Consider the following 24,932-nt stretch of genomic DNA (forward strand, 5'->3'; position numbering starts at 1 on the left):
TGTCGCACTGTGTGCGTAGATGCGCTGCACAGTGCGAATTTCTTATCGCTCCATTGCTTCAAGTGATTTCGGAACTGCTGCGGTCAGGATTTCATTGGACGTTTCTGTCACTAAGACATCATCTTCAATCCGAATGCCAATTCCTCGCCAGCGATCGCTAATTTCCGGCTGTCCTTCGAGCGGTTGGAAGTCCTCGCGAATATAAATTCCCGGCTCAACCGTCACGACTTGTCCCGGTTGAAAATTCAACCAGGTTTCTCCGACTTTTCGCGCGCCTGCGTCATGTACATCTAAGCCGAGCCAGTGTCCTGTTCCATGCATGAAAAAGGCTTTGTATTTTTCCTCTTTGATGATTTCTTCGATATCACCTTGTAGTAAGCCTAATTCCAGCAATCCTTCCGTGATGACTCGAACCGATGCATCATGAAATTCATTCCACGGCTTGCCAGGTTTGACTTGTTCGATTGCAGCAAGTTGCGCCTTCAACACCAATTCATACAAAATCCGCTGCTCCTCAGTAAACTGATTGCCGACCGGATAGGTGCGGGTAATGTCTGAGTTGTAATAGTTGTAAGAACAGCCTGCGTCAATGAGTAAAAGCTCGCCGTCTTGCATTTGGCGATCGTTTTCGGTGTAGTGCAGAATGCAAGAATTTTTGCCGGATGCAACGATCGAAGGATAAGCAATGCCTTGCCCACCTCTGAGCCGAAATAAATGCTCCATTTCGGCTTGAATCTCATACTCATACATTCCAGGCTTGCGAATTTTCAGAGCCAGATTATGCGCTTCCGCCGCAATTTCAACCGCCCGCCGCATCTCGGAAAGCTCGTATTCGCTTTTCACTTGTCGCATAGGGTGCAGGGTAAAACTTGGATCTTCGATCGACGTAGGCCCTACTCCATTGCGTTCATATAAAGCGACACAGCGCTGCCAAAGTCTGAGAACGAGATCGTTAAACGTGCGATCTCGTCCAAAGTGATAGTAAAGTTTTTCAGCTTTCGTGACATACTGCCCTAATTTCTCATTGAGTTCAGTAATCGGATAAGCTTCATCCGCTCCATAGAGTTCTTTCGCTGCCTCGACTCCGATGCGATAACCTGTCCAGGTTTCCTTATCTCGATCCTTTGGCTGCACAAATAGAATAAATTTGTGTTCTTCATGCCAGGGTGCAAAGACTGCGACTGCATCAGCTTCGTTGAATCCCGTCAGATAGTAAAAGTCGCTATCTTGGCGGAAATTGTATTCTACGTCGTTGTGCATCACTGCCATCGGCGCACTGCGAAAAATTGCTGTGCCGTTACCAATTTTTGCCAAGTAGCGATCGCGTCTTTGCTGAAATTCGGAATGGAGCATGAATCTAGAAGGATGAAGGATAAACGAGTGTTGCCACACAGCTTTTATTTTAGGACGGCTCTCTAATCTGGTACGTCTTCTAGGAGCCTTTCTGATTCTGAGAGCGAAACCGTCCTTCTACAAAATCTCGCTGTTTCAAATGCTTGGTTTTGCGTCCTGTCACTCGTTTCCGCCACATCTCAAAGCTCGATCGCTTCATTTCTCGTCGCATTAGTGCAATCGTCTGGGGCTCATCCAAACCAAATTGCAGTGCGATCGCTTCAAAGGGAGTGCGATCTTCCCATGCCATTTCAAGAATTCTGTCGATTGTTTCGGAGTCTAAGTCTGGTAATTTCACGGCTTTACTCGTTACAAGTGCTACTTACAGCACGAGGGTTTACTGTCACAAAATCTAGTGTAAAAACAAATTCAAGATTCAGCGATCAGAATTGACTCAAGTTGTCGAGCCATTGAGAATGCCCTCCGAATAGAATTCGGTGCTATACAAACAAAGTCCACCGCTGTGGACTAACCGCGAAAAGGGCTGTTAGTGTGCCTTCGCACACTTTGTTCGTTTAGCCGCGAATTCCATTCGCCAAGGCGCAATGATTTATGCAGGAAGTCTAACTAAATAGCTCAATCGTGCAAGGTGAAAATCCCAGAGTAGATGCGGAGCGCGAACTCCCTAAATTCGTTAGGCGTAAGTCATAACCTGAATCACCGATCCCTCCTTCGGCAAGTTTGCCTTAGTTAAGGAAATTGAGCTTCCGCCCTTTCTCACAGGCGTCCCACTCATCACGCTCAGAAACGCATCCAATCCGCCAATATCACACTGTTCTTTTGCTGCTGCCGTCCGGTAGTACATGGGCACGATGATCTTGGCATTCAGGACCTGCAATGCCTGTTTTGCCTCTTGTGGGTCATACGCTTTCGCTCCGCCCCCAACAGGCAGAAACACGACATCTGGACTGCCAATCAAAATCTTTTGCTCTAACGTGATCGGAGCCGCAGCCCCACCTAAATGCACCACATTCAGACCACCCTGCGACCAACGCCAAGCGATATTACGACCAAATCGTTTTCCACCGACGCGATCGTGATCCATTGCAATTCCCTGCGCTTTGAATCCGTTAATGTCATAGGCACCTGATTCCACTAATAGCTTTGGATTCCCAGGCACAACATCGATCGCACCCTCATCGAGAATTTGGCTACTAATCATGACTAAATCAGCTGCAACCTTCGGTGCGCGATAGCCAGCAGTACAGCCTGCACTTCGGAAAGGATTCACTAAGATGCGCCTTCCACCCCCGGTAAACAGGAAACACATATGACCTAGATACTGCACGGTTAATCCGCCCGACTGTGCTTGCGCTGCAATTGGAACTGCGCCCGCAACCAAGCCCGCACCTGCGTACTGAATAAACTGCCTGCGTTTCATACTCCCTCACACCAAGTTTTGAATTATTGACCTTGAATCGATCGCAAAAAGTTCCGTAACAGTTGCTTGCCAGAACTTGTCAACACGCTTTCTGGATGAAACTGCACCCCTTGAATATGCGGATACTCGCGATGGCGAACGCCCATAATCGTTTGATCCTCGACCCAAGCCGTAATCTCTAGCACTGATGGACAACTCGATCGATCAATCACCAGACTATGATACCGAGTTGCGGTCATCGGATTGTCGAGTCCTTCAAACACTCCGGTATCTGTATGCTTCACTTCCGAAGTCTTGCCATGCATTAATACAGGCGCGGATACAATCTCGCCGCCAAAAACTTGCCCAATACTTTGATGTCCCAGACAAACGCCTAAGATCGGAGTGTTGGCTCCCAATTGCCGAATGAGTTCCATCGAGATTCCGGCATCTTCAGGTCGTCCGGGTCCGGGTGAAATGACGATCGCATCCGGTTGTAATGCGCGCACTTGATCCAGTGTAATTTGATCGTTGCGATAGACCTGGATGTCAGATGCGATCGCGAATTCTTCGCCCAATTCTCCCAAGTATTGGACGAGGTTATACGTAAAACTGTCGTAATTATCAATGACCAGAATCATGAAAGACTGCCTTGAATCAGTCTTTTCAGTTTCTCAGAAATTCTAGAAAATTACCTACAAGACTAACCAAAGTTTTGGCAATAAAATGCAGCCTGCGACTAAAACTGCTGCGATCGCTGACACTAAAACCGCTGCTGCTGCACAGTCTTTGGCGATTTTTGCGAGTTCGTGATAGGTCTGTTTAACGGTTAAATCGACCACAGATTCTATCGCAGTATTCAATAATTCCATCGCGAGAACTAAGCCGATTGTTAAACCAATCACAGCCAGTTCAACGACGCTGGCATGGAGAAGCAACCCTAATCCGATCGCGATTGATCCCAAACAGACATGAATTCTGAAATTTCGCTGAGTCAGAAATGCATAGCTGACCCCCATCCAGGCATAGCGAAAGCTCGTGAAGAGAGTAGGTGCAACTTGCCAAGCCAGATCCCGTTCAGGTTTGACCAGAGGGACGACTTTGGGACGTTTTGGGGACTGAGTGGGGACTTCTTGAGACATACGCAGACCAGGTGAGAAACCAGTGAAGATACTTTAGCAATACCCTCATGGCGCGGCTATCGCATCAGATCACAGTAAACACAGTATTACAACATTGTTAGGAAAGGTAAAGCTCGACCTGAGAAAATAAATCTGAAAAATACAATTGCTCAGAGAGAATAGTCCTGGGTTGCATTTCTCAACATTTTCTACCGTTTTGCGTCCAATCCCACTGCATTCAGTAAAATCTGCTGCTGATCTAACATTCGTAGCAAACTTGCATCGTCGGGATGATCCCACCCAAGAAGGTGAAGCAGTCCATGCGCAGCAAGCCAAGCCAGTTCCGTTTCTAAATTGTGGGGAGCGGCTTGTCGTTCGGCAGTTTCAACCGAAATGACAATATCCCCTAAATAAAGCGGTTCTGTCTCTAATTCATCAATCTGTGGACAGTCTACCTCTAGGGATGCGAAGGCGAGTACGTCAGTTGGCTGATCTTTGTGGCGATAGTTTTGGTTGAGAGACTGAATTTCGCGATCGTCGGTTAATCGTAAGCTCAGTTCATAATTTTCCTGGGGATGAAGCGGCGCTCCATCGAGTTCAGGTTTTAGGAGATCAAGCCACTGCCGAAACCAAATTTCCCAGGTTTCGGGCTGAATGGACGAGTTTTGAGGACAGCAATCCTGAACGCTTAATTCGACTTGCATTAGCGGGTCAAATAAGAAAGAACGACAAGCGTGCCCAATAAGCCAATCGTGGTGAGGGCAAAGTGAAAAATCGATGTCCCGCGTTTGCGAACCATATTCCGCATTGCCAGTTTGACGTAGCTAGGCTGCGGCTCTTTTGGGGTTTCAGAAATTGGGGTCTCAGAAGTTGGGGTTTCGGGAAGATCCGTCATGAGAACTGATACATGATGAAAGGCAATTTCTAATGTAACAAGTTCAGCGCCTTTGCTGAAGTTTGCTACTCTATTAGTCATTCTTTTTCTGATGCGATTCTCATGACTCGTCTGACCACTACGCTTGAAGCAATTCTTTATCTCAAAGCGCAACCGATGACGATCGCGCAACTCGCTGAATTAGCAGGATTCGATCGGCAAACCACCGAAGAGGGATTGATGGAGTTGATGTCGGATTATGCTCACCGCGACGGGGCACTGGAAATCGCTGAAACAGATTCAGGATATAGTTTGCAACTTCGCGAAACGTATCAGAATTTGATTAATGCGCTGATTCCAGCAGATTTGGGAGTTGGGGCGCTGAGGACTTTGGCGGTGATTGCCCTGAAAGGTCCAATCAGCCAAACAGAATTAGTTGAGATTCGGGGATCAGGAGTCTATCAACATATTCCTGAACTGGTGGAATTGGGATTTGTGCGGAAACGGAAAAATTCAGATGGTCGATCGTCGTTGGTGCAGGTGACAGATAAGTTCCATCAGTATTTTCAGATTAATCAAGATATTGGGCAGTTGATTCAGAAGAAGCCGAAACCCGAGGAATCTGTTGCGGCAGAGACCGTGAAGGAAGTTTCAGAGAACTCTGTGCTGGAAGAGCCTAATGAGGTGGAAGTTAGTTCTGTTGGTTGAGATGTGTACGATCGAAGCATCTCTGAGAGGATGTTTGCAACGTATCGTTCATCGCGTTCCCCCGCCCTGGAATGGAATTCCGGGCTAGTTGAACAAAGTCCACTAAAGGGACTAACAGCCAAGCAGAATCAGATCTTCAGTCCCTTTAGTGGACTTAGCACCGTTAGCCTTGGAATTCCATTCCAGGGCGAGCTAGAACGAAGTGAGAAACCTGTTGATACGTTGCAAACATCCTCTAAAGCGAGTTTTGACTTCACCAGACGCAAAAGCTCCGAGTTTTTTGAAAAACCCGGAGCTTTTGAATTTCAGCATTGATATGCCAAGTCTTTAATCGGCGATGTAAGCGGTAATCAATTCGCGATATTGGCTCTTTTGCTTGACACCTTTGACTTCTGCCACCTTGTCTTTATTTTTGAAAAGATGAATGGTCGGAGTTCCCATCACGCCCGCTGCTTCTGCAATTTCGGGATCTTCCTCAATGTCAATTTCGACATAGTGGATTTTGCCATCGAACTCATCGACAACTTTATTCAAAATTGGCTTGAGCGTGTGACAAGGACCACAACTTGGAGAAGCATACTTGACCAAGATTAAGCGATCGCTTTCGTGATACAACTTCCGCAACGCTAAGCCACCGACATGGCGAGTATGTTCCAAACTGAATTCGACCAATTGTTCAGAAGCTGGATGCGCCGTATTTTCTTCGTTGGGAACATCCGCTTCAATACGCTCAAATTCTTGCACTAAGCCATTGGCGGATAACCAGCGCTCTGCCAACATCGCTGCCATACAGCCCGTTCCTGCAGCGGTAATCGCTTGCCGAAACTCGTGATCTTGCACGTCGCCTGCTGCGTAGACTCCTTCCAAATTGGTTTCGACAGAACCATGCGTTTTGATGTAGCCTACTTCATCGAGTTCGATTTGACCCTTAAACAAAGCTGTATTGGGAGTGTGTCCGATCGCATAGAACAAGCCTTTCGCTTCGATGATGCTTTCTTCGCCTGTTTGACGATTGCGAATTTTTACACCTGTCATGTGCTTCTCATCGCCGACAACATCGATCGCTTCTGAATTCCAGTGAACCGTAATGCGAGGATTGCTCAGGACTCGATCTTGCATCGCTTTTGAAGCGCGCATCACATCGCTTCGCACCAAGAGATTCACATGATCGCCATACTTTGTCAGATAAATTGCTTCCTCGGCAGCAGTATCGCCGCCACCAATCACCACGAGAGGGACACCTCTAAAGATCGGGGTTGCACCATCACAGATTGCACAAGCCGAAATTCCACGGCTCCAGAATTCATGCTCGCTCGGTAAGCCTAAGCGTTTTGCGGTTGCTCCTGTCGCAATTACGACACTGTGCGCTTCAACCTCTCGCGTTTCGGCGCGAATCTTGAATGGGCGAGTTGAGAAATCAACAGATAAGACATCTTCTGTAACCAGTTCTGCACCCCAACGCTCAGCCTGCGCTTTCATCTGGGTCATGAGTTGCGGGCCAGTGATGCCTTGCGGAAAACCAGGGAAGTTTTCAACTTCAGTTGTCGTCATTAGCTGACCTCCTGGAAGCCCGCCCGCCTGAAAACCTTCAAAAACTAAGGGTTTGAGGTTGGCGCGTCCTGCATAAATCGCTGCCGTATAGCCAGCAGGACCTGAGCCAATAATGACTAAATTTTCGACAGTGGGGTTTGCCATAAGACTTTTACACAAACTCATAACGACTATGAGTAGTATACCCTAAAGTTTGGAAGAAATCGAATAATTTTGTTGGAAAAAGGGGTGGGGAGTAGGGAGTGAGGGAATGGGAAGTAGGATGTCGATCGCTTTAAAGGCTATGCTCGATTGGCAGATATCAGAGATTCGGTGTCATGAAAGAATTTACGATCGGTGCAAAGGTTCGTTTGATTTCTTTGCCGCCTTATTTGAAGTCGGCTGATCCAATGCCGATGCTGCGTCCGGCGGATATTTTGCAGGTCGGGGATGAAGGAACTGTGCTCGATCGCCGACCCGGTGGCTACTGGGGTGTGAGATTCGAGAAAGGAGCATTTCTGCTAGACAGCCAATACCTAGAAGCAAACGCAGAATAACCTCCCCACTCCTCATTAAATTATCCAAACCCAAACTTCCGCACTAAGATGGTTGTGCTCATAGTTACCCCATCCGCCTATGTCCGACCTGCAAACAACATTTTCTAAACTGAGACAGAGCCTTGATCAGATTGTGGTTGGTCAAAGTGCCCTCATCCAGCAGCTTTTGGTTGCGTTGCTTTCAGGCGGTCATGTGATCTTAGAAGGCGTGCCTGGAACTGGAAAAACATTAACTGTCAAAGTGATGGCGAGGCTAGTGCGATCGCAGTTTCGACGTGTGCAACTTACGCCTGATATTCTGCCTTCTGACATTCTCGGTACGAATATTTTCGATCTCAATACCCGCAGCTTTTTACTGAAAAAAGGACCCGTTTTTACTGAGATTCTTCTCGCGGATGAAATCAATCGAACCCCGCCCAAGACTCAATCAGCACTGCTCGAAGCAATGGAAGAACAGCAAGTCACCTTAGACGGTGAGAGTTTACCGTTGCCTGATTTCTTCTGGGTGATTGCGACTCAGAACTCGCTGGAATTTGAAGGCACGTATCCGCTGCCAGAGGCACAACTCGATCGCTTTTTATTCAAGTTAATGGCGGTCTATCCAGATCCGGTTGCCGAGAAGAAAATGCTGCTCAATCATCAAGCAGGGTTTCAGGGTAAGCGATTGGATTTAGATAATATTCAGCCCATTGCATCTGTCGAGCAAATTTTGCAGGCGAGACGGGAAATTCGATCGATCAAAGTCGAAGAGAGTGTTCTGGATTATTTACTCGCAGTGGTTCAAAAGACTCGGCAACATCCAGACTTAGTTTTAGGAGCATCGCCGCGATCGGCGGTCGCGTGGCTCAATGTCAGTAAGGCTCAAGCTTGGCTGTCTGGGCGCAGCTATGTCACACCGGATGACATTAAAGCTGTTGCATTTCCTCTATTGCGTCATCGTCTGATTCTGCGTCCTGAAGCCCAGTTAGACGGGATTGGAGTCGAAGCGGTGATCAATGCTGTCCTCAATCAAGTTGCTGTGCCTCGTTAACTTATGCTGCCTTCACGTCGAACTTACGGATTGTTATTGCTGGGTGGTGCGATCGCGGTCATTGCATTCTTCTTTAATCCCGCTTTGGCGATTTTGGGAATGTTGCTGTTTGACTTGATTGTTTTGGCTTTAACGATTTGGGATGGCTGGCGCGTCAAGCCGCATCGAGTCAAGATCGAACGGCAGGTCGCATCGCGCTTATCGATCGGGCGAGACAACTTAGTCAGTCTCTCGGTTGAAGCAGGCAAGGAGACAGCAGAGGTGCGGATTTATGACAAATATCCGATCGCATTTGGTATCTCTTCGATGCCTTTAGCGGCAAAGCTACCTCCAAATACTTCGCAACAGCTTTCTTATACGGTTCATCCCAGTGAAAGAGGCGAGTATATCTGGAAAGACATTCAAGTTCGGCAGTTAAGCCCTTGGCGTTTAGCTTGGCACAATTGGCAGATCCCACAAGAACAGAAAGTCGCTGTCTATCCAGATTTGATGGGATTGCGATCGCTCTCAATTCGCCTAACGCTAGAATCGTCTGGCTCAATGCGTCGCGCTCGAAGAATGGGAATTGGAACCGAATTTTCAGAGCTTCGAGAATATGGGATTGGAGATGATCCACGCTTCATTGATTGGAAAGCAACAGCGAGACGCGGACAACCTTTAGTTCGAGTGTTGGAACCAGAACAAGAGCAAACGTTGATTATTTTGCTCGATCGCGGTCGGTTAATGACTTCGCAAGTAAAGGCATTGACGCGATTTGACTGGGGACTGAATGCAACTTTAGCTTTGGCTCTGGCAGGATTGCATCGGGGAGATCGAGTCGGAGTCGGAGTATTCGATCGCCAAGTTCAAACTTGGATTCCACCGGAACGCGGGCAAGCTCATCTCAATCATCTGATTGAGCGGTTGACTCCGATTCAGCCCGAGATGCTAGAGCCAGATTATCTCGGTGCAGTGACAACGCTCGTCAATCAACAAACCCGACGTGCTTTAGTCGTCGTCATTACCGATATTGTTGACAGTACTGCGTCTTCAGAATTGCTTGCAGCATTGGGAAGATTAACACCGAGATACTTACCCTTCTGTGTCACGTTGCGCGATCCACAGGTCGATCAACAAGCTCATACTGTTACTGAAGATCTGCCTTCAACCTATGAAAGGGCAGTGGCATTGGATTTAATCGCTCAAAGACAGATGGCGTTTAGTACGTTGAAACAGCGAGGCGTTTTAGTTTTAGATGCGCCTGCAAATCAAATCACGAATGAATTGGTCGATCGCTATCTGCAACTCAAACTCAAGAACCAACTTTAATGACACCTCATTTGATCAAGACCTGATCAAGATGCGATCGCTGACACTGTGAATCTTCTAGCCCTAAGCCCGATTTTTCAGCAATGTCTTGCCAAAATCGCGCTAAAATAGTACTAATGTATGCAAATCTTTGAGGCAAATGTTATGCCGCTACGCCCCCGGCAGCAGTTCCATAATCTGATCAACAAAGGCTTGGTGATCGACGACTGGCTTCGAGATATAGCCATCTGCACCACTTTGCTTGAGGAAATTTTCGCGATCGCCTTCCATGGCGTGAGCGGTGACCAAGATGATCGGCAAGCTTGCAGTCTTCTCATCTGCCTTGAGCAACTGAGTTAGCTGAATCCCATTCATTGCTTTGCCTTGGTACATACTACGAGAGAGAGAGACATCCATGAGGATAATGTCTGCCTCGCCGGACTGGGCAATCTCAATCACTTCATCTACATTTTCAGTATGTTTGACCGCTAGACCTCCGCGTTTTGTCAGAATTTTGGAAAAGACTCTAGCATTTGTCAGATCATCCTCCACAATTAGGACGGTTTGCATATCAAATTCCTCTTACGACAAGATGCTGGATACGGCACAATAAAACGATTGTAAGATAACGCAACTGTATTAGTATTTTCAGGACAGCGATCAAATTAAATCACCGAACCGATCATTTCCGCATATAGTTTGTAAAATTCAGCAGGACAAGTAGGCTCATGGCGCGGACGCGAACTCAATCAGAACAGTTAAACATTCTTCCAAGTGGGCAAGTCATCCCGACTGCGTTACATACAGAAATGCAGCAGTCTTATTTGGAATATGCCATGAGCGTCATCGTTGGGCGAGCACTACCCGATGTGCGCGATGGTTTAAAACCTGTCCATCGTCGTATTTTATACGCAATGCATGAATTGGGATTAACTCCCGATCGTCCTTATCGGAAATGCGCCCGTGTCGTCGGGGACGTACTCGGTAAATATCACCCGCATGGCGACCAAGCTGTTTATGATGCGTTAGTTCGATTAGTTCAAGATTTTTCCAGCCGCTATCCGCTACTTGGGGGGCACGGAAACTTCGGCTCCGTTGATAACGATCCGCCTGCGGCAATGCGATATACCGAAACGCGACTCTCCGCGATCGGGAACGAAGCCTTACTCACAGAAATTGGCGAATCAACCGTCGATTTTATTGGGAACTTTGATAATTCACAGCAAGAGCCAACCGTTTTACCTGCCCAACTCCCGATCCTGCTGCTGAATGGGAGTTCAGGAATTGCAGTTGGAATGGCAACGAATATTCCGCCGCATAATATGGGTGAAGTGGTCGAAGGATTGATTGCCTTAATCGATCGACCCACGCTTTCAGATGAAGAACTGCTCAAGTTGATTCCAGGACCCGATTTTCCGACAGGTGGGGAAATCATTGATACGAATGGAATTCGAGAAGCTTACTTAACCGGACGGGGCAGTGTTCCGATTCGGGGAATTGCAAACTTAGAAGAAATTCAAACCGGACGAGGGAAGCATCGTAGAAGTGCGATCGTCATTACCGAATTACCGTATCAGGTCAACAAAGCTGGCTTGATTGAGAAGATTGCCGAATTAGTCAACACTGGCAAAATTGAAGGGATTGGTGATCTTCGCGATGAAAGCGATCGCGAAGGTATTCGCGTCGTGATTGAACTACGTCGCGATGCGAATCCTCAAAAAATTCTCAATTTCCTGTATCGTCAAACCCCCTTACAGAACAATTTCGGAGTAATTTTACTCGCGCTTGAGAACGGACAACCGAAGCAAATGTCCCTCCGACAAATGCTGCAAGCGTTCTTAGACTTCCGCGAAACTACTTTAACGCGGCAATATCGTCATGAATACGATCAAGCCGATAGCCAGCTTCATGTGGTCGAAGGTCGCTTAAAAGCGCTAGCGAATTTGGATGACGTGATTGATATTTTAAGAAACGCACCCGATGGAGGAACTGCGAAGATTCAACTGCAAGAGCGCTTAGACTTGAGCGATCGACAAGCAGATGCCATTCTGTCGATGCCACTACGTCGGCTCACCGGAATGGAGCGGCAAAGCTTACAAACCGAGTATGATGAGCTGCTGGCAAAAATGGATGAGTTGCACAAGCTGCTCAGCGATCGTAAAGAATTGCTCAAAGCATTGAAGAAAGATCTACGCGCATTGAAGAAGAAATACGGAGACGATCGTCGCACTAAAATCCTTTCTTCCACTGAAGTTGCAGCGATGGAAGTCAAGGATAAAGATGAAGCGACGACTGCTGCAAAATCGGTCAATTTAGCCTTTGAGTTTGAGGAAGAAGAGCAAGATACCGTTGTAGAAGTAACTCAGCGGGGCTATGTGCGGCGCATGACCCCGAAAACCTACGATCGCTTAAGCAAAACTCGCAATGATGATACCGTCACCAAAGACTTAGAAGACGGAGATGATTTTGCAACTCAAACTGACTTTACAACCACAGGTAAAACGCTGGTTGTCTTTACTCGCAATGGAAAAGCCTTTACGTTGAAAGTTCGAGACATTCCGCAAGCGAATAACAATAAAGCAAAAGGTTCGCCCCTTGTGACGTTGTTACCTCCTGCGGCGCAAGCAGAACCCGATGCGATCGCGGCAACCTTTATGCTGCCAGAAGTTCTAGACGATCAATTTGTTCTACTTCTAACCGAGCAAGGCAAGATTAAACGTCTACCGCTATCTGAATTTGCGGATATTACCGGACGAGGCTTGACCGCACTGAAACTCAAAGAAGGGGATCAACTCTTAGCTGCTAGCCCAGTTCAAGTAGGTGAGCAGGTGATGTTAGCAACTTCAAGTGGGCGAGTCTTACGCTTTGAAGTGAATGATTTGCAGGTGCCCGTAGCAAGCCGGACTTCTCAAGGTCAAACGGGAATGCGCGTGGGCAAGAAGGAACGAATTGTTGGATGGGCGATCGCGAACGAAGATGATACCTTCCTGATGATTTCCGAGCAGGGCTATGCAAAACATATGGAAGTCTCAGCGATGCGTCGCGCCAGTACTGGAGAACTTGGAACTCAATCGTTCCATTTCAACAATAAGGCTGATTTAGTCGCTGGAATCGTGGCGGTACTGCCTCAAGCATTAGTGTTCTTATTGACAAATGAAAATCACTTAGCGCGGATCGATGTCGATCGTTTGGAACTGAGAGCAAAAGATGAACGCGGCGATCGAGTTGTCAAATTGGCGAAAACAGAACGGATTACCCATGTGAGTCTACCTGTGTTGTTTGGTAGCGAAGAAGAGAACGAATAATCGTCGCTCGATTGAACGCTGCTCCGAATCTCCCGATATTGTTATTCCAACTTGTCCTGGCACGAGTTCGGCAAGTCTTGCTGAACCTGTGCCAGAAGGCTCAATTTGTTGATCGAGATGACATAAACCAGACTCGTCCTGCAAGAGAACAATGGTCAGCAGAGCCGAGTTTGTCTTTTCGGTTTCAGTCGGACTTTATATAGAAAATTTCGAGTTGTTAGGGTCGAATCCACTCAATTATTAAGGACTTGAAGCGAATGAAACCTATGGTAAGGTATGGGGTTTTCTATACTCTTCAAGTTTTTTTTAAGACAGCTATCTCGTAATATCAAATAGAGACGAATCAATCCTTTAATGGATCATCAATATTATTCAATCAATAGTGCAAAGCTACGACTTTTCGCTATTGATCAAATTACGATCGAACACCCTAGTTTTTAACAGGAAAATTTCGTGCTAGAAGCGTGTGTCTTTGCCACAGTTTTGTGCGGTTTTTTTGGCATTATTCTGAAAAAGAATCTTGTCATGAAAATCATTTCAATGGATGTGATGAGTGCAGGGGTGATTGCTTACTATGTCGTGATTGCTGCTCGGCAAGGAACGTTCACACCTATTCTCTCTGGAACAACAGAACGAGCTTTTGCTGATCCAGTTCCTCAAGCTGTGATTTTGACAGGTATTGTGATTGGCTTCTCAATTCAGGCACTCATGCTGGTTGGTGTCATGAAGTTAGCCAAAGAAAATCCAACGTTAGAGAGTCACGAAATTGAAAAACAGAATACACCATGAATATTCTTACACTTGCCTGGATTACATTCCCGTTCTTTCTCGGGTTTGTGATTTATTTAGTACCAAAACTCGATAAACAGCTTTCATTGTTCGGCACATTAGTTTCTGTTGCTTATGCTTTGAAACTATTTACTGAGCCTGCATTAAACCTAAAACTATTAGATAGCTTTGGCGTAGTCTTAACGGTTGATTCGCTAACAGCGTACTTTATTTTAACGAATGCGATCGTCACGATTGCCGTGCTATTTTACTGTTGGCAAACCAGCAAATCAACCTTTTTTTACGCGCAAACGCTGCTCTTACACGCCAGCATTAATGCGGCATTTGTTTGCTCAGATTTTCTCAGCTTATATATTGCGTTAGAAGTCAGCGGAATTGCAGCATTTTTGCTAATTGCTTATCCGAGAACCGATCGCAGTATTTGGGTCGGGCTGCGTTATCTGTTTACCAGTAATGTCGCCATGCTGTTCTACCTGATTGGGACAGCTTTGGTTTATAAAGCAGATCATTCTTTCAGTTTTACAGGATTGCAGAATGCACCACCTGAAGCAGTCGCGCTTCTGTTTCTAGGCTTACTGGTCAAAGCAGGAGTATTCATTTCAGGCTTGTGGCTACCGATGACACATTCTGAAGCAGAAACGCCTGTATCTGCCTTATTGTCCGGAGTCGTGGTCAAGGCAAGCCTCTTAGCTTTGGTGCGATGTGCGTTGATTTTGGATGATATCGATGCGATCGTACGAATTTTTGGAGTCGCAACAACGCTTTTAGGAGTGTTTTATGCGGTCTTTGAGAAAGACACGAAACGGATGTTAGCATTTCACACTGTTTCGCAATTGGGATTTATTCTGGCAGCACCGGAGGCAGCAGGCTTTTACACGCTCTCGCACGGCTTAGTGAAATCCTCACTATTCTTGCTCGCCGGGAATTTGCCCAGTCGGAACTTTAAGGAATTGCAGACCAAGACGATTTCGACCCCGGTTTGGATTGCGTTGGTGATTGCCAGTCTTTCGATTTCTGGATCGCCTTTGTGGGCAGGATTTGGAGCCAAGGTTTTTACCCTGAAGAATCTACTGCCTTGGCAAGTGATCGCAATGAATGTTTGTGCCGTTGGCACAGCGACCTCTTTTGCAAAATTTATCTTTTTGCCACATGGCAAGACCGAGGAAAAAGTGCGTCCGGGATTGATTGCCGCGATCGTGCTCCTTCTCGGAGGCTTGTTGTTCGCGAATATTGCCTATATCCAAGCTTATACCGTCGAAAACATTGTGAAAGCCTTCGTCACGATTGGCGGGGGATGGTTGGCATATTGGGTGATCTTTCGACGGGCGACGGTCAAACTGCCGCGAATGCTTGAAGAGTTTGAGCACCTAGTCGGCATGATGGGCTTAACCTTGATTCTGTTGTTCTGGATGGCACTCGCATGATTGGACATGTTCTTGTCAGACTCGTTCTCTGGTTCTTGCTCACTGCCGATTTCAGTGCAGCAAATATTGTGATTGGACTCTGTATTGCCTTTCTCTTACCTCGGAGCTATACGGCTCCAGAGACTTTAAGAGAGTGGCTACGATCGCTGAAAAAAATTCTCATGGTGATTCCGGCAGCGTATCAAGAAGCGTTTGAAATTATGCTGCATCCGCACCGCCATGAAACGATAGTGAAAGAACGAGTTCCCGCTCATCGATCGCCACGGATGATTTTTCTCGATATCTTTCTGATTACCTTCACACCGAAAACGATCGTCACGAAACACGATGATAGAGGTTGGTATGAAGTGCATGAAGTGCGGAGGGATGCTTCATGAATATCCTGCTGATTGCAATGCTGATTGCATTGTTAATTCCGCTCTACGAAGCTTGGAAGAATGAAGATATTTGGCAAACGATGCTTGCATTTGCCAGCGTCTCATCCAAGACCGCCATTATTGCTTTAACGATCGCGGTCTTTCGAGACGATTGGATGATTGGCGTTGTTGCTGTGATCATTTTGAGTGTGGGTAACGCTGGCATGATGCTGCTCGCACATATTCTCAAGAGGATGAATGACGGATGATCAATATTCTCAGTGATATTTTGATTGGAGCGGGCATTGTTCTCTGGTTTTGGGGGACATTAGCCTTACCGACTCAGCGATCGGTACTTTACAAACTTCACAGTTTGTCCGTTGCTGACACGCTCGGTTCGATGACGATTATCTTCGGATTGTTTCTGAGGATTCCGAACCGATGGGCATTGTTACTGCTTGCGCTCTTTTGTCTGATGATTTGGAACACCATGTTGGGCTATGTGCTGGCTCACTGTTCGAGTAGTGAGGAACCGGATTATGACTGAGGTAAATATCATTGCCGTGCTCTTGCCAATTGTGGCAGCTATGTTAGTGTTTCAAACAAATCCCTATCATGCACTGATCATTCGCGGCATTTTAGGGGCTATCGCTGCCTTGTTATATGCCGTGTTAGGAGCGGGAGATGTTGGCTTGACAGAAGCATTGATGGGCAGCTTACTGGCAACGATGCTATACGCAGTAGCAGTACGATCGTCATTCGTCATGCGGCTAGGAATTCTTACAGAAGAGAATTTGGAACCAATGATTGAGAATGTGCGATCGATCATGAACAAGCACTATATGCGAGTGGAATTAGTACCCTTTCGCGATCGCCAAGATTTAGATCAAGCATTGATGACGAAAGAAATTCATGCAACTTGTGTGCGCGATTCGGAGAACTATAACACAGTAGTTCGCATCCCACGCCTCTATGAAATTTTACAAAACGAACTAGCATTTCCTCTCGCTCAACTGACTTACAAAGGAGAGAAATCATGAAATGGCTCTACATTGCAGCCGGATTAGCGCTGTATGTGAAATTTCTTTTTATGCCGAATCCTGCGCCAGAATTGCCGTTTTCGATCGCAGAAACGGTGGTGAAAGAAAGTGGTGTAATTAATGCAGTCTCGGGAATTATTTTTAGAAATCGGCTTTACGACACGATTTTTGAAGTGATTGTGTTTACAATCTCAATTCTCGGGGCGAAGTATCTCTTATCGAATGAGCCGCCCAGTAAAGTGCACCATTTTACGGATCAAGCTTCCATTGTGTTGGCAAGATTAGGAGCGACCATCTGTGCATTGGTCAGTATTGAATTGGGCATCCGAGGGCATCTGAGTCCTGGGGGCGGATTTGCTGCCGGGGTTGCGGGTGGAACAGCGATCGGGCTGATTGCGATTACTTCTTCGCCAGAATGGTTGGAAGCAGTGTATCACAAGTGGAAAGCTGCGATGTGGGAGAAGATTTCGGTTTTGGTGTTCATTGTGTTGGCAGTGATCACGCTAGCTGGCTATGAGTTGCCGCATGGAGAACCGGGAGCTTTGATCAGTGGTGGAGTTTTGCCATTGCTGAATGTTCTAGTCGCGATTAAAGTTGCGCTAGGGTCTTGGGCAGTGGTTTTGCTCTTCATTCGGTATCGGGGATTGTTGTAAGAGTTTACTTTGACCTTCTGTATGCTAGAGAGTTCACGATTCAGGATTGCTAGGTGCGGATTGTGGCTTAAAGGAGAGTTACTCGCGCGCGAATTTCCGCTTATGTAAAGCGGAATTGAGCGTTAAAACGGTACTGAACACAGCTGGATTTTGATGGACTAACACCGCATATGTTGGAGACTGTAAATTGATCCAGATGACCAGTTCTGAGGTACTGAATGTCAGCACGATCGGAACTTTGGCGACTGACAGTGCCCAAGCGTTCTGATACGCTTGCAATCGATGTGTTAAAGAAAATGTCTTGACAGCACCAAATAGCTCGTTTTGGTAGCGCATCCCGGTTTGAATTCGCCCCTTGTAGAAGAAAGAAAATTGCTGGGTCGAGCCAAGTTTGATGATCGTAGGAAACTCGGTCGGCAGGATAGGCGAGGTTTGAAAGCCCAAAATTTGCAAAATTCGGCGCTTAATTTCAATGAGATTCGCTGAGTGAGCAGGTGCTTTCTCGAATTGCTGATAGAGTTTCAGCAGCAGTTCAAGTTCTACCGTCTCTGAGCCTTCGGAGTTTAGCTGACATGACCAGTTCGACAGGATTTTATCCAGGCTCATTTCGCTGAGACCCGCCGCTCTAGAATTGGGCATGAATAGCTGCGCGAGATTATCGGTACTTTGGCGTAAGAGTTTCCGAATACAATATTGGGCAAGTGGCGATAACGACATGTCAAATCCAAGACACAATAGAGCGATTTCTCTGAAAATAGTTTGAAAATCGTCGTTGAATGCTAACCATCTCTAGATTGCAAGTCAGAGTGAGTTCACTAAAAGGATTCAAAAACAAAAAACTAGCGCTCAGTTCGTATAGCACAGACGTGCATCAGTCCTGGTTAAATACCTAAAGCGAGACAGATCGAAGTGAAACAGCTTTTTTATAATCTTTCAAATATCTTTTCAGAGGTTGAACCTAGAATGCCCAATCCAAAAATTGAGACGAATTTTCCCCTTGAAAGGACTTCTCATCAATGATGATGAGTTCTAATCGAGTAAGGAAATATTGATTACTTTCTTAAATCTTTAATTTCGTCTGAGTGATCGAGCGCATAACGGAGTTCAGTAGAGAGGTGGTTTTTCGCAAGGTAAGTATCAATGTGATGTTTAAGCTTTAACTCGCTTCTTGTACAGAGGCTAACTAGAAGTAAATATACTCTGCATCTAAGCAGGACAAGCGCTAAACTTACTGCGATCGCTCTAGCTTTGACGAGAGTTTTGATACGAGTCTCTCTGTGTATGTGTCTAGCTCCAAAAAAATAGAGGAGCTACCTTTATTCTACGGAACTTTAGGTTATCCGGATAGTTAGTTATCCCTTGTAGCCAGTGCATCCATTCAAGCGCAAAATGCGTGCTTGACTTTACTGATTGAATACGTTTACTTATATAGATGGCTCGGTGTGGCACGGTTGAGATGAAATCATTCAATTAAGATATCGTGTTAAGAAAATGTGAATCTGTGTGAATCTGTACTGCTCGTATTGAAAACGGCAGAAGAGAGAAGTTAGGTAGAGAGACTAGAAAAGCTAGGCACTGAGAATTGAGGACGTTTCGGTTAGGTTTCGAGAAAAAGATTGCCTACGCAGGTAGAAGATTTAAGCGATATTGCTTTTCTAGCACCTGAATGCTTTTAAAAGTTTTTAGCTGATGAGATCAGACTGCATCGAGTCTGCATCAATCATTTGTCTATAGGTGTGTTCCAATGCAAGAACAATTTTCACCTGTGCGATCGACTCGGCACAGCCCATATTCGATTGTGCCTTCATCCGATCAAAAGCCACTCGTTTCATTGATTGCTCCCGCATTTAATGAAGCACTGATTCTGCAAGATAACCTGTCTTTTCTCTGCGACTACATGCGATCGCTAGAGTCGGAGTATGACTGGGAAATTGTGATTGTGAATGATGGCAGTCGCGATGAAACGGGTCGGTTAGCTCAAGAATTTGCCCGCACCCACTCAAATATCCGAGTGCTTCATCATCGCGTCAATCGAGGACTCGGACAAGCATTAAAGACCGGGTTTAGCGGCGCAAAAGGGGACTATGTCGTCGTCGTTGATCTGGATCTGAGCTATTGTCCTGAGCATATCGGCTTGCTGCTGAAAAAGATTCAGGACACTCAAGCTGGTGTTGTCGTTGCTTCACCTTATATGAGTGGAGGACGAGTTTCAAATGTCCCTTGGTTACGGCGTGAGTTAAGTGTGTGGGCAAATCGATTTTTATCGATCGCAGCCAAGCGCAGTTTATCGACGTTGACCGGAATGGTTCGGGTTTATGATGCGGAATTTCTGCGATCGCTGAATCTGCGCTCAAATGGTATGGAAATCAATCCTGAATTGATTCACAAAGCCTTTTTACTTGGAACGAAAGTAGAAGAGATTCCAGCCCATTTGAATTGGAGAATGCAGAAAAGCCAGCCGCAGCAGCCGCAGCGCAAATCGAGCCTGAGTTCTAGCGCAAAGTTGCTTCGGCATACTTGGGAAATCTTTTTCTCTGGCTTTCTACTACGCCCTGTGATATTTTTTATCGTCCCAAGCGTGCTCTTTTTTCTGATGTCGCTCTATGCCAATGCTTGGGTGCTGGTGCATTGCTTCACGCAATATCAGCGCTTAGCACAAGACACTCAGTTTCCAGATGCGACAGAAGCAGTTGCATTAGCATTCGCTCAGGCTCCGCATACCTTCTTTATTGGCGGAACAACTTTGATGCTCGCAATTCAGCTTTTTAGTTTAGGCATCGTATCGGTACAGAACAAGAGCTATTTTGAAGAGCTGTTCTATCTAGGCACCGCGATTTATAAGCGCAATTCCGAAAAGTAAGTCTTGAAAATATTTGCAGTTCCAAGGCTTGTGTAGAAAGCCTTCTCAGCTTTGTGCTGAGTCCGTGGAATTGCTTGCAGTACAGGAGAAAAACACATGGTACAAGCACCGAAACAACAAACTCGTTTAGTTCTACCCTCTGACCAAGAAGCGAGCGGTCGGACATTAGGCGAAGAAGAAATTGCATTGGTGTCGGAAGCAATTCGCAGCGGAACATTGACAAGCACGAAAGGAACCTTTGTTAAAACGCTAGAAAAGCGGTTTGCAGAGATGCTAGGCGTGAAGTATGCTTATGCCTGCTCTTCCGGTTCAGGCGCAGTCCATACTGCGATCGCAGCAATTGATCCAGAGCCAGGTGATGAGATTATCACGACTTCAATCACGGATATGGGTGCTTTGACCCCCATTCTGTATCAAGGTGCGATTCCGGTCTTTGCAGATGTTGATCCGCAAACTTGGAACGTCACGGCTGAAACGATCGAGAAATGCATCAGCGATCGCACAAAAGCCATTATTGTGACGCATTTGTTCGGGAATCCCTGTGACATGACTGCAATCATGGAATTAGCAGAGTCTCGTGGCATTCCTGTGATCGAAGATTGTGCTCAAGCGTTTCTCGCAACCCATGCTGACAAACCTGTGGGAACCATTGGTAAGATTGGTTGCTTTAGTCTGCAGCAAGGTAAGCACATCACGACAGGTGAAGGTGGAATTGTCACCACGAACGATGATGCTCTAGCACGTCGAATGTTCTTGTTTATCAATAAAGCATTTGGTTATGGCGATCCGAATCCTGATCACTATTTCATTGCCTTGAATGGGCGGATGTGTGAACTTCAAGGCGCAGTTGCAGTCGCACAGTTGTCGAAGCTTTGGGGCTGTGTGGAACATCGGCGAATTGCAGCGAAGAAGATGACACAAAAGCTGCAAGGCTTGGCAGGAATTGAAACACCCTACTGCGATGAGCGCAATACGCATGTGTTCTGGAAGTACTGCTTGCGGGTCGATAGCAAGGTCGTGCCAGATGGTGCAGTCGGTTTAGCGAAGAAACTCAAAGAGCGTGGAATTTTCTCGGCTCCTCGATACATTCAGAAACCCGCGTTTCAGTGCATGATTTTTGAGCAACAGCGGACGTTTGGGAATTCGCGCTTTCCGTTTACTTTGGCGCGTCCTGAGGCGGTGGATTATAGCCCTGAGAAGTTTCCGGGAACATTTGCAGGCTTAGAAGCAGTACTGGTACTGCCTTGGAATGAAGCTTATACCGACGAGCATATTGACTACATTGCGAATGCAATTCATGAGTCGTTAGCTTAGGTCATCCGAGAAAAGTACGCGGTAGAGCCATTGGAACCGTGGTGAATCACATTTGCCACGGATCAATACACATCAGTAGCTGTGAAGAGGAAATGTCATGACTGAGAAGCTGAAGTTTGGATTGATTGGAGCAGGTGGAATTGCACAGGCTTATGCACAGGCGTTTGAAAAATCTACGATCGCGCAATTAGTCGCCGTTGTTGATGTTCGACCCGAGGCAGCACAGGCGCTTGCAGAACGATTGAACTGCCAGAGCTTTGATAGCTATCAGACGATGGCAGAAAGCTTGGAACTTGATGCAGTGATTATCTGTACACCCCCTGTGACGCACCGGGACATTTCCGTCTACTTCTTAGATCGCAAGATTCATGTGCTGTGTGAGAAGCCGCTGAGTGTCGATGTGAACAGTGCGATCGAGATGGTCGATACTGCGGCGCGCAACGGCGTAATTTTGACGATGGCATCGAAGTTCCGCTATGTCGAAGATGTGATCCGGGCAAAGAGCTTAGTCATGTCGGGCGTTTTAGGCGAGATTGTTTTGTTTGAGAATGCGTTTACTTCGCGGGTGGATATGTCCTCGCGTTGGAACTCGAAGCCTGCGATTAGTGGCGGGGGCGTGTTAATTGATAACGGAACCCACTCGATCGATATTATGCGCTACTTCTTGGGCGCTCTAGCTGAAGTCCAGGTGATTGAAGGAAAACGCATTCAGAGCTTGGATGTAGAAGATACCGTGAGAATCTTTGCGAAGAGTGCGAGCGGCGTTGTGGGTAACGTGGATCTGTCCTGGAGTATCAACAAAGAGTTGGATAGCTACATTCGGATCTACGGTTCTCAAGGAACGATTTCGATCGGTTGGAAAGAGTCGAAGTATCGTCAATCTTCTAGTCCTGAGTGGATCAAGTTTGGCAACGGATACGACAAGGTTCAAGCATTTACGAGCCAAATCGAGAACTTCTCGAAAGCGATTTTGGGACAAGAAGCTTTGTTGATCACTCCGCAAGACAGTATTGCGTCTGTAGAAGTGATCGAAGCGGCTTACAAGTCGATGAATCAAACTCAGTGGACAGGTGTATCTTACGACTCGCTGAAGGTGCTAGGCTTCGCGACTGCGCCGACCAATGGCGATAAAGCGTTTGCTAGCGCATCGTAAGGGTTGGGGTTTGGCTGTTCAACCCGCAAAGAGAGTGAATTTCAAACCTGCGGGTTAAACAAAGTTTAACCGAGACTATCGAGCCTACTGTGCGTGGATTTAGTTTAAAAATCTAGAACGAGTCTATGAATCTGCAAATCAATTCTAGTAGCCCTTCTGTGCGTATTCATCCAACGGCGATCGTGGAATCGAATGTTTCGATTGGAGCGCGGAGTTCAGTCTGGGACAATGTTCATATTCGCTTTGACACTGAGATTGGCGAAGAATGCATCATTGGTGAAAAAACCTATATTGCTTATGGTGTGAAGATTGGCGATCGCGTCAAGATCAATGCCTTTGTGTATATCTGCAATGCAGTCACGATCGAAGATGGAGTGATGATTAGTGCAGGAACGGTGTTCACCAATGACCGTTTTCCCAGAGCGACGACCTCTGATCTCAAACACCTGCGTCCCTCTGATCCAGATGAGCATACTTTACCGACCCTTGTGAAAGCAGGAGCCACGATCGGAGCAAATTGCACGATCGGAAATGATTTGTCGATCGGACAGTTCGCAATGGTTGGCATGGGATCGCTAGTCACAAAATCCGTTCCAGATTTCCATTTAGCGATCGGACATCCTGCTCGCTCAGTAGGCGCTGTGTGCCGATGCGGTCAGCTATTGACGCGCTTCCCAGCCGATCTTAAGACGTTTCACGCAGATATTGATTGTCCGACCTGTGGACTTCAGTATGCAATTCGCGAAGGGGTCGTTGAAGAATTGACACCTTAGTTCTCCCCACTCCCCACTCCCCACATTCATTCACCTACCCAAGATACTCATGTCAGTTTCATCACAACGATGGGCGATCGTAGGCGGTGGCATCCTCGGCATGACCCTCGCACTCCGTCTCGCTCAGCAAGGTAAGCAAGTTACTTTATACGAAAGCGCTCATCAATTTGGTGGGCTGGCAAGTGCTTGGCGATTAGGCAACATCCTTTGGGATCGGCACTATCATGTCACATTGCTCTCGGATACTCATGTTCGATCGCTACTGACAGAGCTAGGCTTAGAACAAGACATGCAATGGGTCGAAACCAAAACAGGATTCTTCACCGATGGCAAGCTCTATTCGATGTCGAATACGCTGGAATTTCTGAGCTTTCCAGCATTACGATTCATCGATAAGTTGCGATTAGGCTTCACGATCTGGTATGCCTCAAAGGTCAAAAACTGGAAAAAGCTAGAAAAGATTCCCGTCGCAACTTGGTTGAGAAAACTATCGGGCGATCGCACATTTGAAAAAATTTGGTTGCCGCTTCTGCGATCGAAGCTCGGTGAAAATTATCACATTGCTTCTGCTTCATTCATTTGGGCGATCATTGCTCGCATGTATGCCGCGCGACGAACAGGCTTGAAAAAAGAAATGTTCGGCTACTTGCCAGGCGGATATGCACGATTGCTCTCTCGATTCGTTGAAGTGCTTTCAGAACACAATGTTGAGCTGAAAGTTGGACATCGAGTGAGCCACGTGATTCGCAAGCAAGGACAAGTTCAACTTGAATTTACCAACGGACAGACAGAACACTTCGATGAAGTGGTGCTGACGATGGCATCTCCGATCGCGGCTCAAGTCTGCAAAGGGCTTTCTGCGATGGAATACGACTTACTCAGAAACGTTGAGTATCAAGGCATTATCTGTGCGTCCCTGTTGCTGAAAAAGCCCTTAGCATCTTACTACGTCACGAATATTACAGATACCTGGGTTCCGTTTACAGGTGTCATTGAAATGTCCGCTCTCGTTGATCGCTCAGAATTTGATCAGCGATCGCTCGTTTACTTACCGAAGTATGTCTCTAGCAATGATCCCGCCTTTGGATTAACCGATGAAGAGATTCAAGAAGAGTTTATTCAAACGCTGGTCTTGATGTATCCAAAGTTCGATCGCAATGATGTGGTAGCTTTCCGAGTCTCGCGTGTGCGGCAGGTCTTTGCGATTTCAACCTTGAACTATTCGGAAAAGTTACCGCCGATGCATACTTCTGTTCCAGGCGTACACATCATTAACTCTGCTCATATTCCGAATGGAACCTTGAATGTGAATGAGACAGTGCTGCTAGCTGAAAAATCTGCCGTGGAATTGCTCACCCGCTCTCGACAGTTCGCAATCGATGCCGTTCGAGCCTAATCCTCACACC

28 protein-coding genes are annotated in these 24,932 nt (G+C 46.6%); 17 read left to right on the forward strand and 11 right to left on the reverse strand.

Features of this window, described 5'->3' with window-relative positions:
• Positions 1-42: 42 nt before the first annotated feature.
• The 7 genes from J0L70_RS15960 to J0L70_RS15990 form a co-directional block, all read right to left on the reverse strand.
• The gene (locus tag J0L70_RS15960) at positions 43-1,353 is read right to left on the reverse strand and encodes an aminopeptidase P N-terminal domain-containing protein (RefSeq protein WP_017288840.1); all 1,311 of its coding nucleotides are present in this window, start codon (positions 1,351-1,353) and stop codon (positions 43-45) included.
• 79 nt (positions 1,354-1,432) lie between these two features.
• Positions 1,433-1,690: a TIGR03643 family protein gene (locus J0L70_RS15965; RefSeq protein WP_026148721.1), complete on the reverse strand. Its 258-nt coding sequence runs from the start codon at positions 1,688-1,690 to the stop codon at positions 1,433-1,435.
• Positions 1,691-2,026: 336 nt separating this feature from the next.
• Positions 2,027-2,773 carry an MBL fold metallo-hydrolase gene (locus J0L70_RS15970; RefSeq protein ID WP_190652028.1) on the reverse strand — a complete coding sequence of 249 codons (747 nt, stop codon included), beginning with the start codon at positions 2,771-2,773 and terminating at the stop codon, positions 2,027-2,029.
• 23 nt (positions 2,774-2,796) lie between these two features.
• On the reverse strand, positions 2,797-3,393 hold the full coding sequence (locus J0L70_RS15975; protein ID WP_287455240.1) for an anthranilate synthase component II: 597 nt from the start codon (positions 3,391-3,393) through the stop codon (positions 2,797-2,799).
• 54 nt (positions 3,394-3,447) lie between these two features.
• The gene (locus J0L70_RS15980; protein WP_017288836.1) at positions 3,448-3,894 is read right to left on the reverse strand and encodes a diacylglycerol kinase; all 447 of its coding nucleotides are present in this window, start codon (positions 3,892-3,894) and stop codon (positions 3,448-3,450) included.
• A 188-nt stretch (positions 3,895-4,082) separates the two neighbouring features.
• On the reverse strand, positions 4,083-4,577 hold the full coding sequence (gene ybeY / locus J0L70_RS15985) for an rRNA maturation RNase YbeY (protein WP_017288835.1): 495 nt from the start codon (positions 4,575-4,577) through the stop codon (positions 4,083-4,085).
• Positions 4,577-4,849 carry a DUF3285 domain-containing protein gene (locus J0L70_RS15990; RefSeq protein WP_017288834.1) on the reverse strand — a complete coding sequence of 91 codons (273 nt, stop codon included), beginning with the start codon at positions 4,847-4,849 and terminating at the stop codon, positions 4,577-4,579. Before J0L70_RS15990 ends, ybeY begins: the two co-directional genes overlap by 1 nt.
• A gap of 21 nt (positions 4,850-4,870) precedes the next feature.
• On the opposite strand from J0L70_RS15990, the gene scpB reads away from it, so the two are divergent.
• Positions 4,871-5,455, forward strand: a complete 585-nt coding sequence (gene scpB / locus J0L70_RS15995) for an SMC-Scp complex subunit ScpB (RefSeq protein WP_287455241.1) — start codon at positions 4,871-4,873, stop codon at positions 5,453-5,455.
• 327 nt (positions 5,456-5,782) lie between these two features.
• Here the strand turns inward: scpB and trxB are convergent, their stop codons facing one another.
• The gene (trxB, locus tag J0L70_RS16000; protein WP_287455242.1) at positions 5,783-7,150 is read right to left on the reverse strand and encodes a thioredoxin-disulfide reductase; all 1,368 of its coding nucleotides are present in this window, start codon (positions 7,148-7,150) and stop codon (positions 5,783-5,785) included.
• 173 nt (positions 7,151-7,323) lie between these two features.
• On the opposite strand from trxB, the gene sipA reads away from it, so the two are divergent.
• From sipA to J0L70_RS16015, 3 genes are all read left to right on the forward strand, one after another.
• Positions 7,324-7,542, forward strand: coding sequence for a regulatory protein SipA (gene sipA, locus J0L70_RS16005; protein WP_017288830.1), 219 nt, complete (start codon positions 7,324-7,326; stop codon positions 7,540-7,542).
• Positions 7,543-7,621: 79 nt separating this feature from the next.
• The gene (locus tag J0L70_RS16010) at positions 7,622-8,572 is read left to right on the forward strand and encodes an AAA family ATPase (RefSeq protein ID WP_287455243.1); all 951 of its coding nucleotides are present in this window, start codon (positions 7,622-7,624) and stop codon (positions 8,570-8,572) included.
• 3 nt (positions 8,573-8,575) lie between these two features.
• Positions 8,576-9,880, forward strand: coding sequence for a DUF58 domain-containing protein (locus J0L70_RS16015; RefSeq protein ID WP_287455244.1), 1,305 nt, complete (start codon positions 8,576-8,578; stop codon positions 9,878-9,880).
• Positions 9,881-9,887: 7 nt separating this feature from the next.
• Here the strand turns inward: J0L70_RS16015 and J0L70_RS16020 are convergent, their stop codons facing one another.
• Positions 9,888-10,019: a hypothetical protein gene (locus J0L70_RS16020; protein ID WP_287455245.1), complete on the reverse strand. Its 132-nt coding sequence runs from the start codon at positions 10,017-10,019 to the stop codon at positions 9,888-9,890.
• A gap of 11 nt (positions 10,020-10,030) precedes the next feature.
• Entirely contained in the window at positions 10,031-10,429 is a 399-nt protein-coding gene (locus J0L70_RS16025) for a response regulator (protein WP_017288825.1), read from the reverse strand.
• A 158-nt stretch (positions 10,430-10,587) separates the two neighbouring features.
• Here J0L70_RS16025 and gyrA point away from each other — a divergent pair, with 158 nt between their 5' ends.
• The 8 genes from gyrA (at position 10,588) to J0L70_RS16065 (ending at position 17,426) form a co-directional block, all read left to right on the forward strand.
• A complete protein-coding gene (gyrA, locus tag J0L70_RS16030; protein ID WP_287455246.1) occupies positions 10,588-13,164 on the forward strand; it encodes a DNA gyrase subunit A in 2,577 nt (858 codons plus the stop codon).
• A gap of 453 nt (positions 13,165-13,617) precedes the next feature.
• Entirely contained in the window at positions 13,618-13,953 is a 336-nt protein-coding gene (locus J0L70_RS16035) for a cation:proton antiporter subunit C (RefSeq protein WP_017288823.1), read from the forward strand.
• A complete protein-coding gene (locus J0L70_RS16040) occupies positions 13,950-15,377 on the forward strand; it encodes a cation:proton antiporter (protein ID WP_287455247.1) in 1,428 nt (475 codons plus the stop codon). The genes J0L70_RS16035 and J0L70_RS16040 overlap by 4 nt, the downstream gene beginning before the upstream one ends.
• Positions 15,374-15,754: a Na+/H+ antiporter subunit E gene (locus J0L70_RS16045; RefSeq protein ID WP_017288821.1), complete on the forward strand. Its 381-nt coding sequence runs from the start codon at positions 15,374-15,376 to the stop codon at positions 15,752-15,754. Before J0L70_RS16040 ends, J0L70_RS16045 begins: the two co-directional genes overlap by 4 nt.
• Positions 15,751-16,002 (forward strand): hypothetical protein, encoded by a 252-nt coding sequence (locus tag J0L70_RS16050; protein WP_017288820.1) that lies wholly within the window; start codon positions 15,751-15,753, stop codon positions 16,000-16,002. Before J0L70_RS16045 ends, J0L70_RS16050 begins: the two co-directional genes overlap by 4 nt.
• Positions 15,999-16,280 (forward strand): monovalent cation/H(+) antiporter subunit G, encoded by a 282-nt coding sequence (locus J0L70_RS16055; protein ID WP_017288819.1) that lies wholly within the window; start codon positions 15,999-16,001, stop codon positions 16,278-16,280. Before J0L70_RS16050 ends, J0L70_RS16055 begins: the two co-directional genes overlap by 4 nt.
• A complete protein-coding gene (locus tag J0L70_RS16060) occupies positions 16,273-16,773 on the forward strand; it encodes a DUF4040 domain-containing protein (protein WP_017288818.1) in 501 nt (166 codons plus the stop codon). Before J0L70_RS16055 ends, J0L70_RS16060 begins: the two co-directional genes overlap by 8 nt.
• Positions 16,770-17,426 carry a Na(+)/H(+) antiporter subunit B gene (locus J0L70_RS16065; RefSeq protein WP_287455248.1) on the forward strand — a complete coding sequence of 219 codons (657 nt, stop codon included), beginning with the start codon at positions 16,770-16,772 and terminating at the stop codon, positions 17,424-17,426. Before J0L70_RS16060 ends, J0L70_RS16065 begins: the two co-directional genes overlap by 4 nt.
• A gap of 78 nt (positions 17,427-17,504) precedes the next feature.
• Here the strand turns inward: J0L70_RS16065 and J0L70_RS16070 are convergent, their stop codons facing one another.
• Positions 17,505-18,143: a hypothetical protein gene (locus tag J0L70_RS16070; RefSeq protein ID WP_017288816.1), complete on the reverse strand. Its 639-nt coding sequence runs from the start codon at positions 18,141-18,143 to the stop codon at positions 17,505-17,507.
• A gap of 1,027 nt (positions 18,144-19,170) precedes the next feature.
• Here J0L70_RS16070 and J0L70_RS16075 point away from each other — a divergent pair.
• From J0L70_RS16075 to J0L70_RS16095, 5 genes are all read left to right on the forward strand, one after another.
• Complete coding sequence (locus J0L70_RS16075) at positions 19,171-20,286, forward strand: glycosyltransferase family 2 protein (protein ID WP_287455249.1); 1,116 nt, start codon at positions 19,171-19,173, stop codon at positions 20,284-20,286.
• 96 nt (positions 20,287-20,382) lie between these two features.
• A complete protein-coding gene (locus J0L70_RS16080; protein WP_017288813.1) occupies positions 20,383-21,600 on the forward strand; it encodes a DegT/DnrJ/EryC1/StrS family aminotransferase in 1,218 nt (405 codons plus the stop codon).
• A gap of 97 nt (positions 21,601-21,697) precedes the next feature.
• Entirely contained in the window at positions 21,698-22,753 is a 1,056-nt protein-coding gene (locus J0L70_RS16085; protein WP_017288812.1) for a Gfo/Idh/MocA family protein, read from the forward strand.
• 125 nt (positions 22,754-22,878) lie between these two features.
• Positions 22,879-23,526: an acyltransferase gene (locus tag J0L70_RS16090; protein ID WP_287455250.1), complete on the forward strand. Its 648-nt coding sequence runs from the start codon at positions 22,879-22,881 to the stop codon at positions 23,524-23,526.
• 49 nt (positions 23,527-23,575) lie between these two features.
• On the forward strand, positions 23,576-24,922 hold the full coding sequence (locus J0L70_RS16095; protein WP_287455251.1) for an NAD(P)/FAD-dependent oxidoreductase: 1,347 nt from the start codon (positions 23,576-23,578) through the stop codon (positions 24,920-24,922).
• The last annotated feature ends 10 nt before the right edge of the window (positions 24,923-24,932 follow it).

This window comes from Leptolyngbya sp. UWPOB_LEPTO1, assembly GCF_017302695.1.
Classification (GTDB): domain Bacteria; phylum Cyanobacteriota; class Cyanobacteriia; order Leptolyngbyales; family Leptolyngbyaceae; genus Leptolyngbya; species Leptolyngbya boryana.

Excerpts from the sequence above, each read along its gene's own strand:
- J0L70_RS15960 (WP_017288840.1), bottom strand. The coding sequence starts at position 1,353 with ATGCTCCATTCCGAATTTCAGCAAAGACGCGATCGCTACTTGGCAAAA.
- J0L70_RS15970 (WP_190652028.1), bottom strand. The coding sequence starts at position 2,773 with ATGAAACGCAGGCAGTTTATTCAGTACGCAGGTGCGGGCTTGGTTGCG.
- J0L70_RS15975 (WP_287455240.1), bottom strand. The coding sequence starts at position 3,393 with ATGATTCTGGTCATTGATAATTACGACAGTTTTACGTATAACCTCGTC.
- J0L70_RS15980 (WP_017288836.1), bottom strand. The coding sequence starts at position 3,894 with ATGTCTCAAGAAGTCCCCACTCAGTCCCCAAAACGTCCCAAAGTCGTC.
- ybeY (WP_017288835.1), bottom strand. The coding sequence starts at position 4,577 with ATGCAAGTCGAATTAAGCGTTCAGGATTGCTGTCCTCAAAACTCGTCC.
- J0L70_RS15990 (WP_017288834.1), bottom strand. The coding sequence starts at position 4,849 with ATGACTAATAGAGTAGCAAACTTCAGCAAAGGCGCTGAACTTGTTACA.
- scpB (WP_287455241.1), top strand. The coding sequence starts at position 4,871 with ATGACTCGTCTGACCACTACGCTTGAAGCAATTCTTTATCTCAAAGCG.
- trxB (WP_287455242.1), bottom strand. The coding sequence starts at position 7,150 with ATGGCAAACCCCACTGTCGAAAATTTAGTCATTATTGGCTCAGGTCCT.
- sipA (WP_017288830.1), top strand. The coding sequence starts at position 7,324 with ATGAAAGAATTTACGATCGGTGCAAAGGTTCGTTTGATTTCTTTGCCG.
- J0L70_RS16010 (WP_287455243.1), top strand. The coding sequence starts at position 7,622 with ATGTCCGACCTGCAAACAACATTTTCTAAACTGAGACAGAGCCTTGAT.
- J0L70_RS16015 (WP_287455244.1), top strand. The coding sequence starts at position 8,576 with ATGCTGCCTTCACGTCGAACTTACGGATTGTTATTGCTGGGTGGTGCG.
- J0L70_RS16025 (WP_017288825.1), bottom strand. The coding sequence starts at position 10,429 with ATGCAAACCGTCCTAATTGTGGAGGATGATCTGACAAATGCTAGAGTC.
- gyrA (WP_287455246.1), top strand. The coding sequence starts at position 10,588 with ATGGCGCGGACGCGAACTCAATCAGAACAGTTAAACATTCTTCCAAGT.
- J0L70_RS16040 (WP_287455247.1), top strand. The coding sequence starts at position 13,950 with ATGAATATTCTTACACTTGCCTGGATTACATTCCCGTTCTTTCTCGGG.
- J0L70_RS16045 (WP_017288821.1), top strand. The coding sequence starts at position 15,374 with ATGATTGGACATGTTCTTGTCAGACTCGTTCTCTGGTTCTTGCTCACT.
- J0L70_RS16050 (WP_017288820.1), top strand. The coding sequence starts at position 15,751 with ATGAATATCCTGCTGATTGCAATGCTGATTGCATTGTTAATTCCGCTC.
- J0L70_RS16055 (WP_017288819.1), top strand. The coding sequence starts at position 15,999 with ATGATCAATATTCTCAGTGATATTTTGATTGGAGCGGGCATTGTTCTC.
- J0L70_RS16060 (WP_017288818.1), top strand. The coding sequence starts at position 16,273 with ATGACTGAGGTAAATATCATTGCCGTGCTCTTGCCAATTGTGGCAGCT.
- J0L70_RS16065 (WP_287455248.1), top strand. The coding sequence starts at position 16,770 with ATGAAATGGCTCTACATTGCAGCCGGATTAGCGCTGTATGTGAAATTT.
- J0L70_RS16070 (WP_017288816.1), bottom strand. The coding sequence starts at position 18,143 with ATGTCGTTATCGCCACTTGCCCAATATTGTATTCGGAAACTCTTACGC.
- J0L70_RS16075 (WP_287455249.1), top strand. The coding sequence starts at position 19,171 with ATGCAAGAACAATTTTCACCTGTGCGATCGACTCGGCACAGCCCATAT.
- J0L70_RS16080 (WP_017288813.1), top strand. The coding sequence starts at position 20,383 with ATGGTACAAGCACCGAAACAACAAACTCGTTTAGTTCTACCCTCTGAC.
- J0L70_RS16085 (WP_017288812.1), top strand. The coding sequence starts at position 21,698 with ATGACTGAGAAGCTGAAGTTTGGATTGATTGGAGCAGGTGGAATTGCA.
- J0L70_RS16090 (WP_287455250.1), top strand. The coding sequence starts at position 22,879 with ATGAATCTGCAAATCAATTCTAGTAGCCCTTCTGTGCGTATTCATCCA.
- J0L70_RS16095 (WP_287455251.1), top strand. The coding sequence starts at position 23,576 with ATGTCAGTTTCATCACAACGATGGGCGATCGTAGGCGGTGGCATCCTC.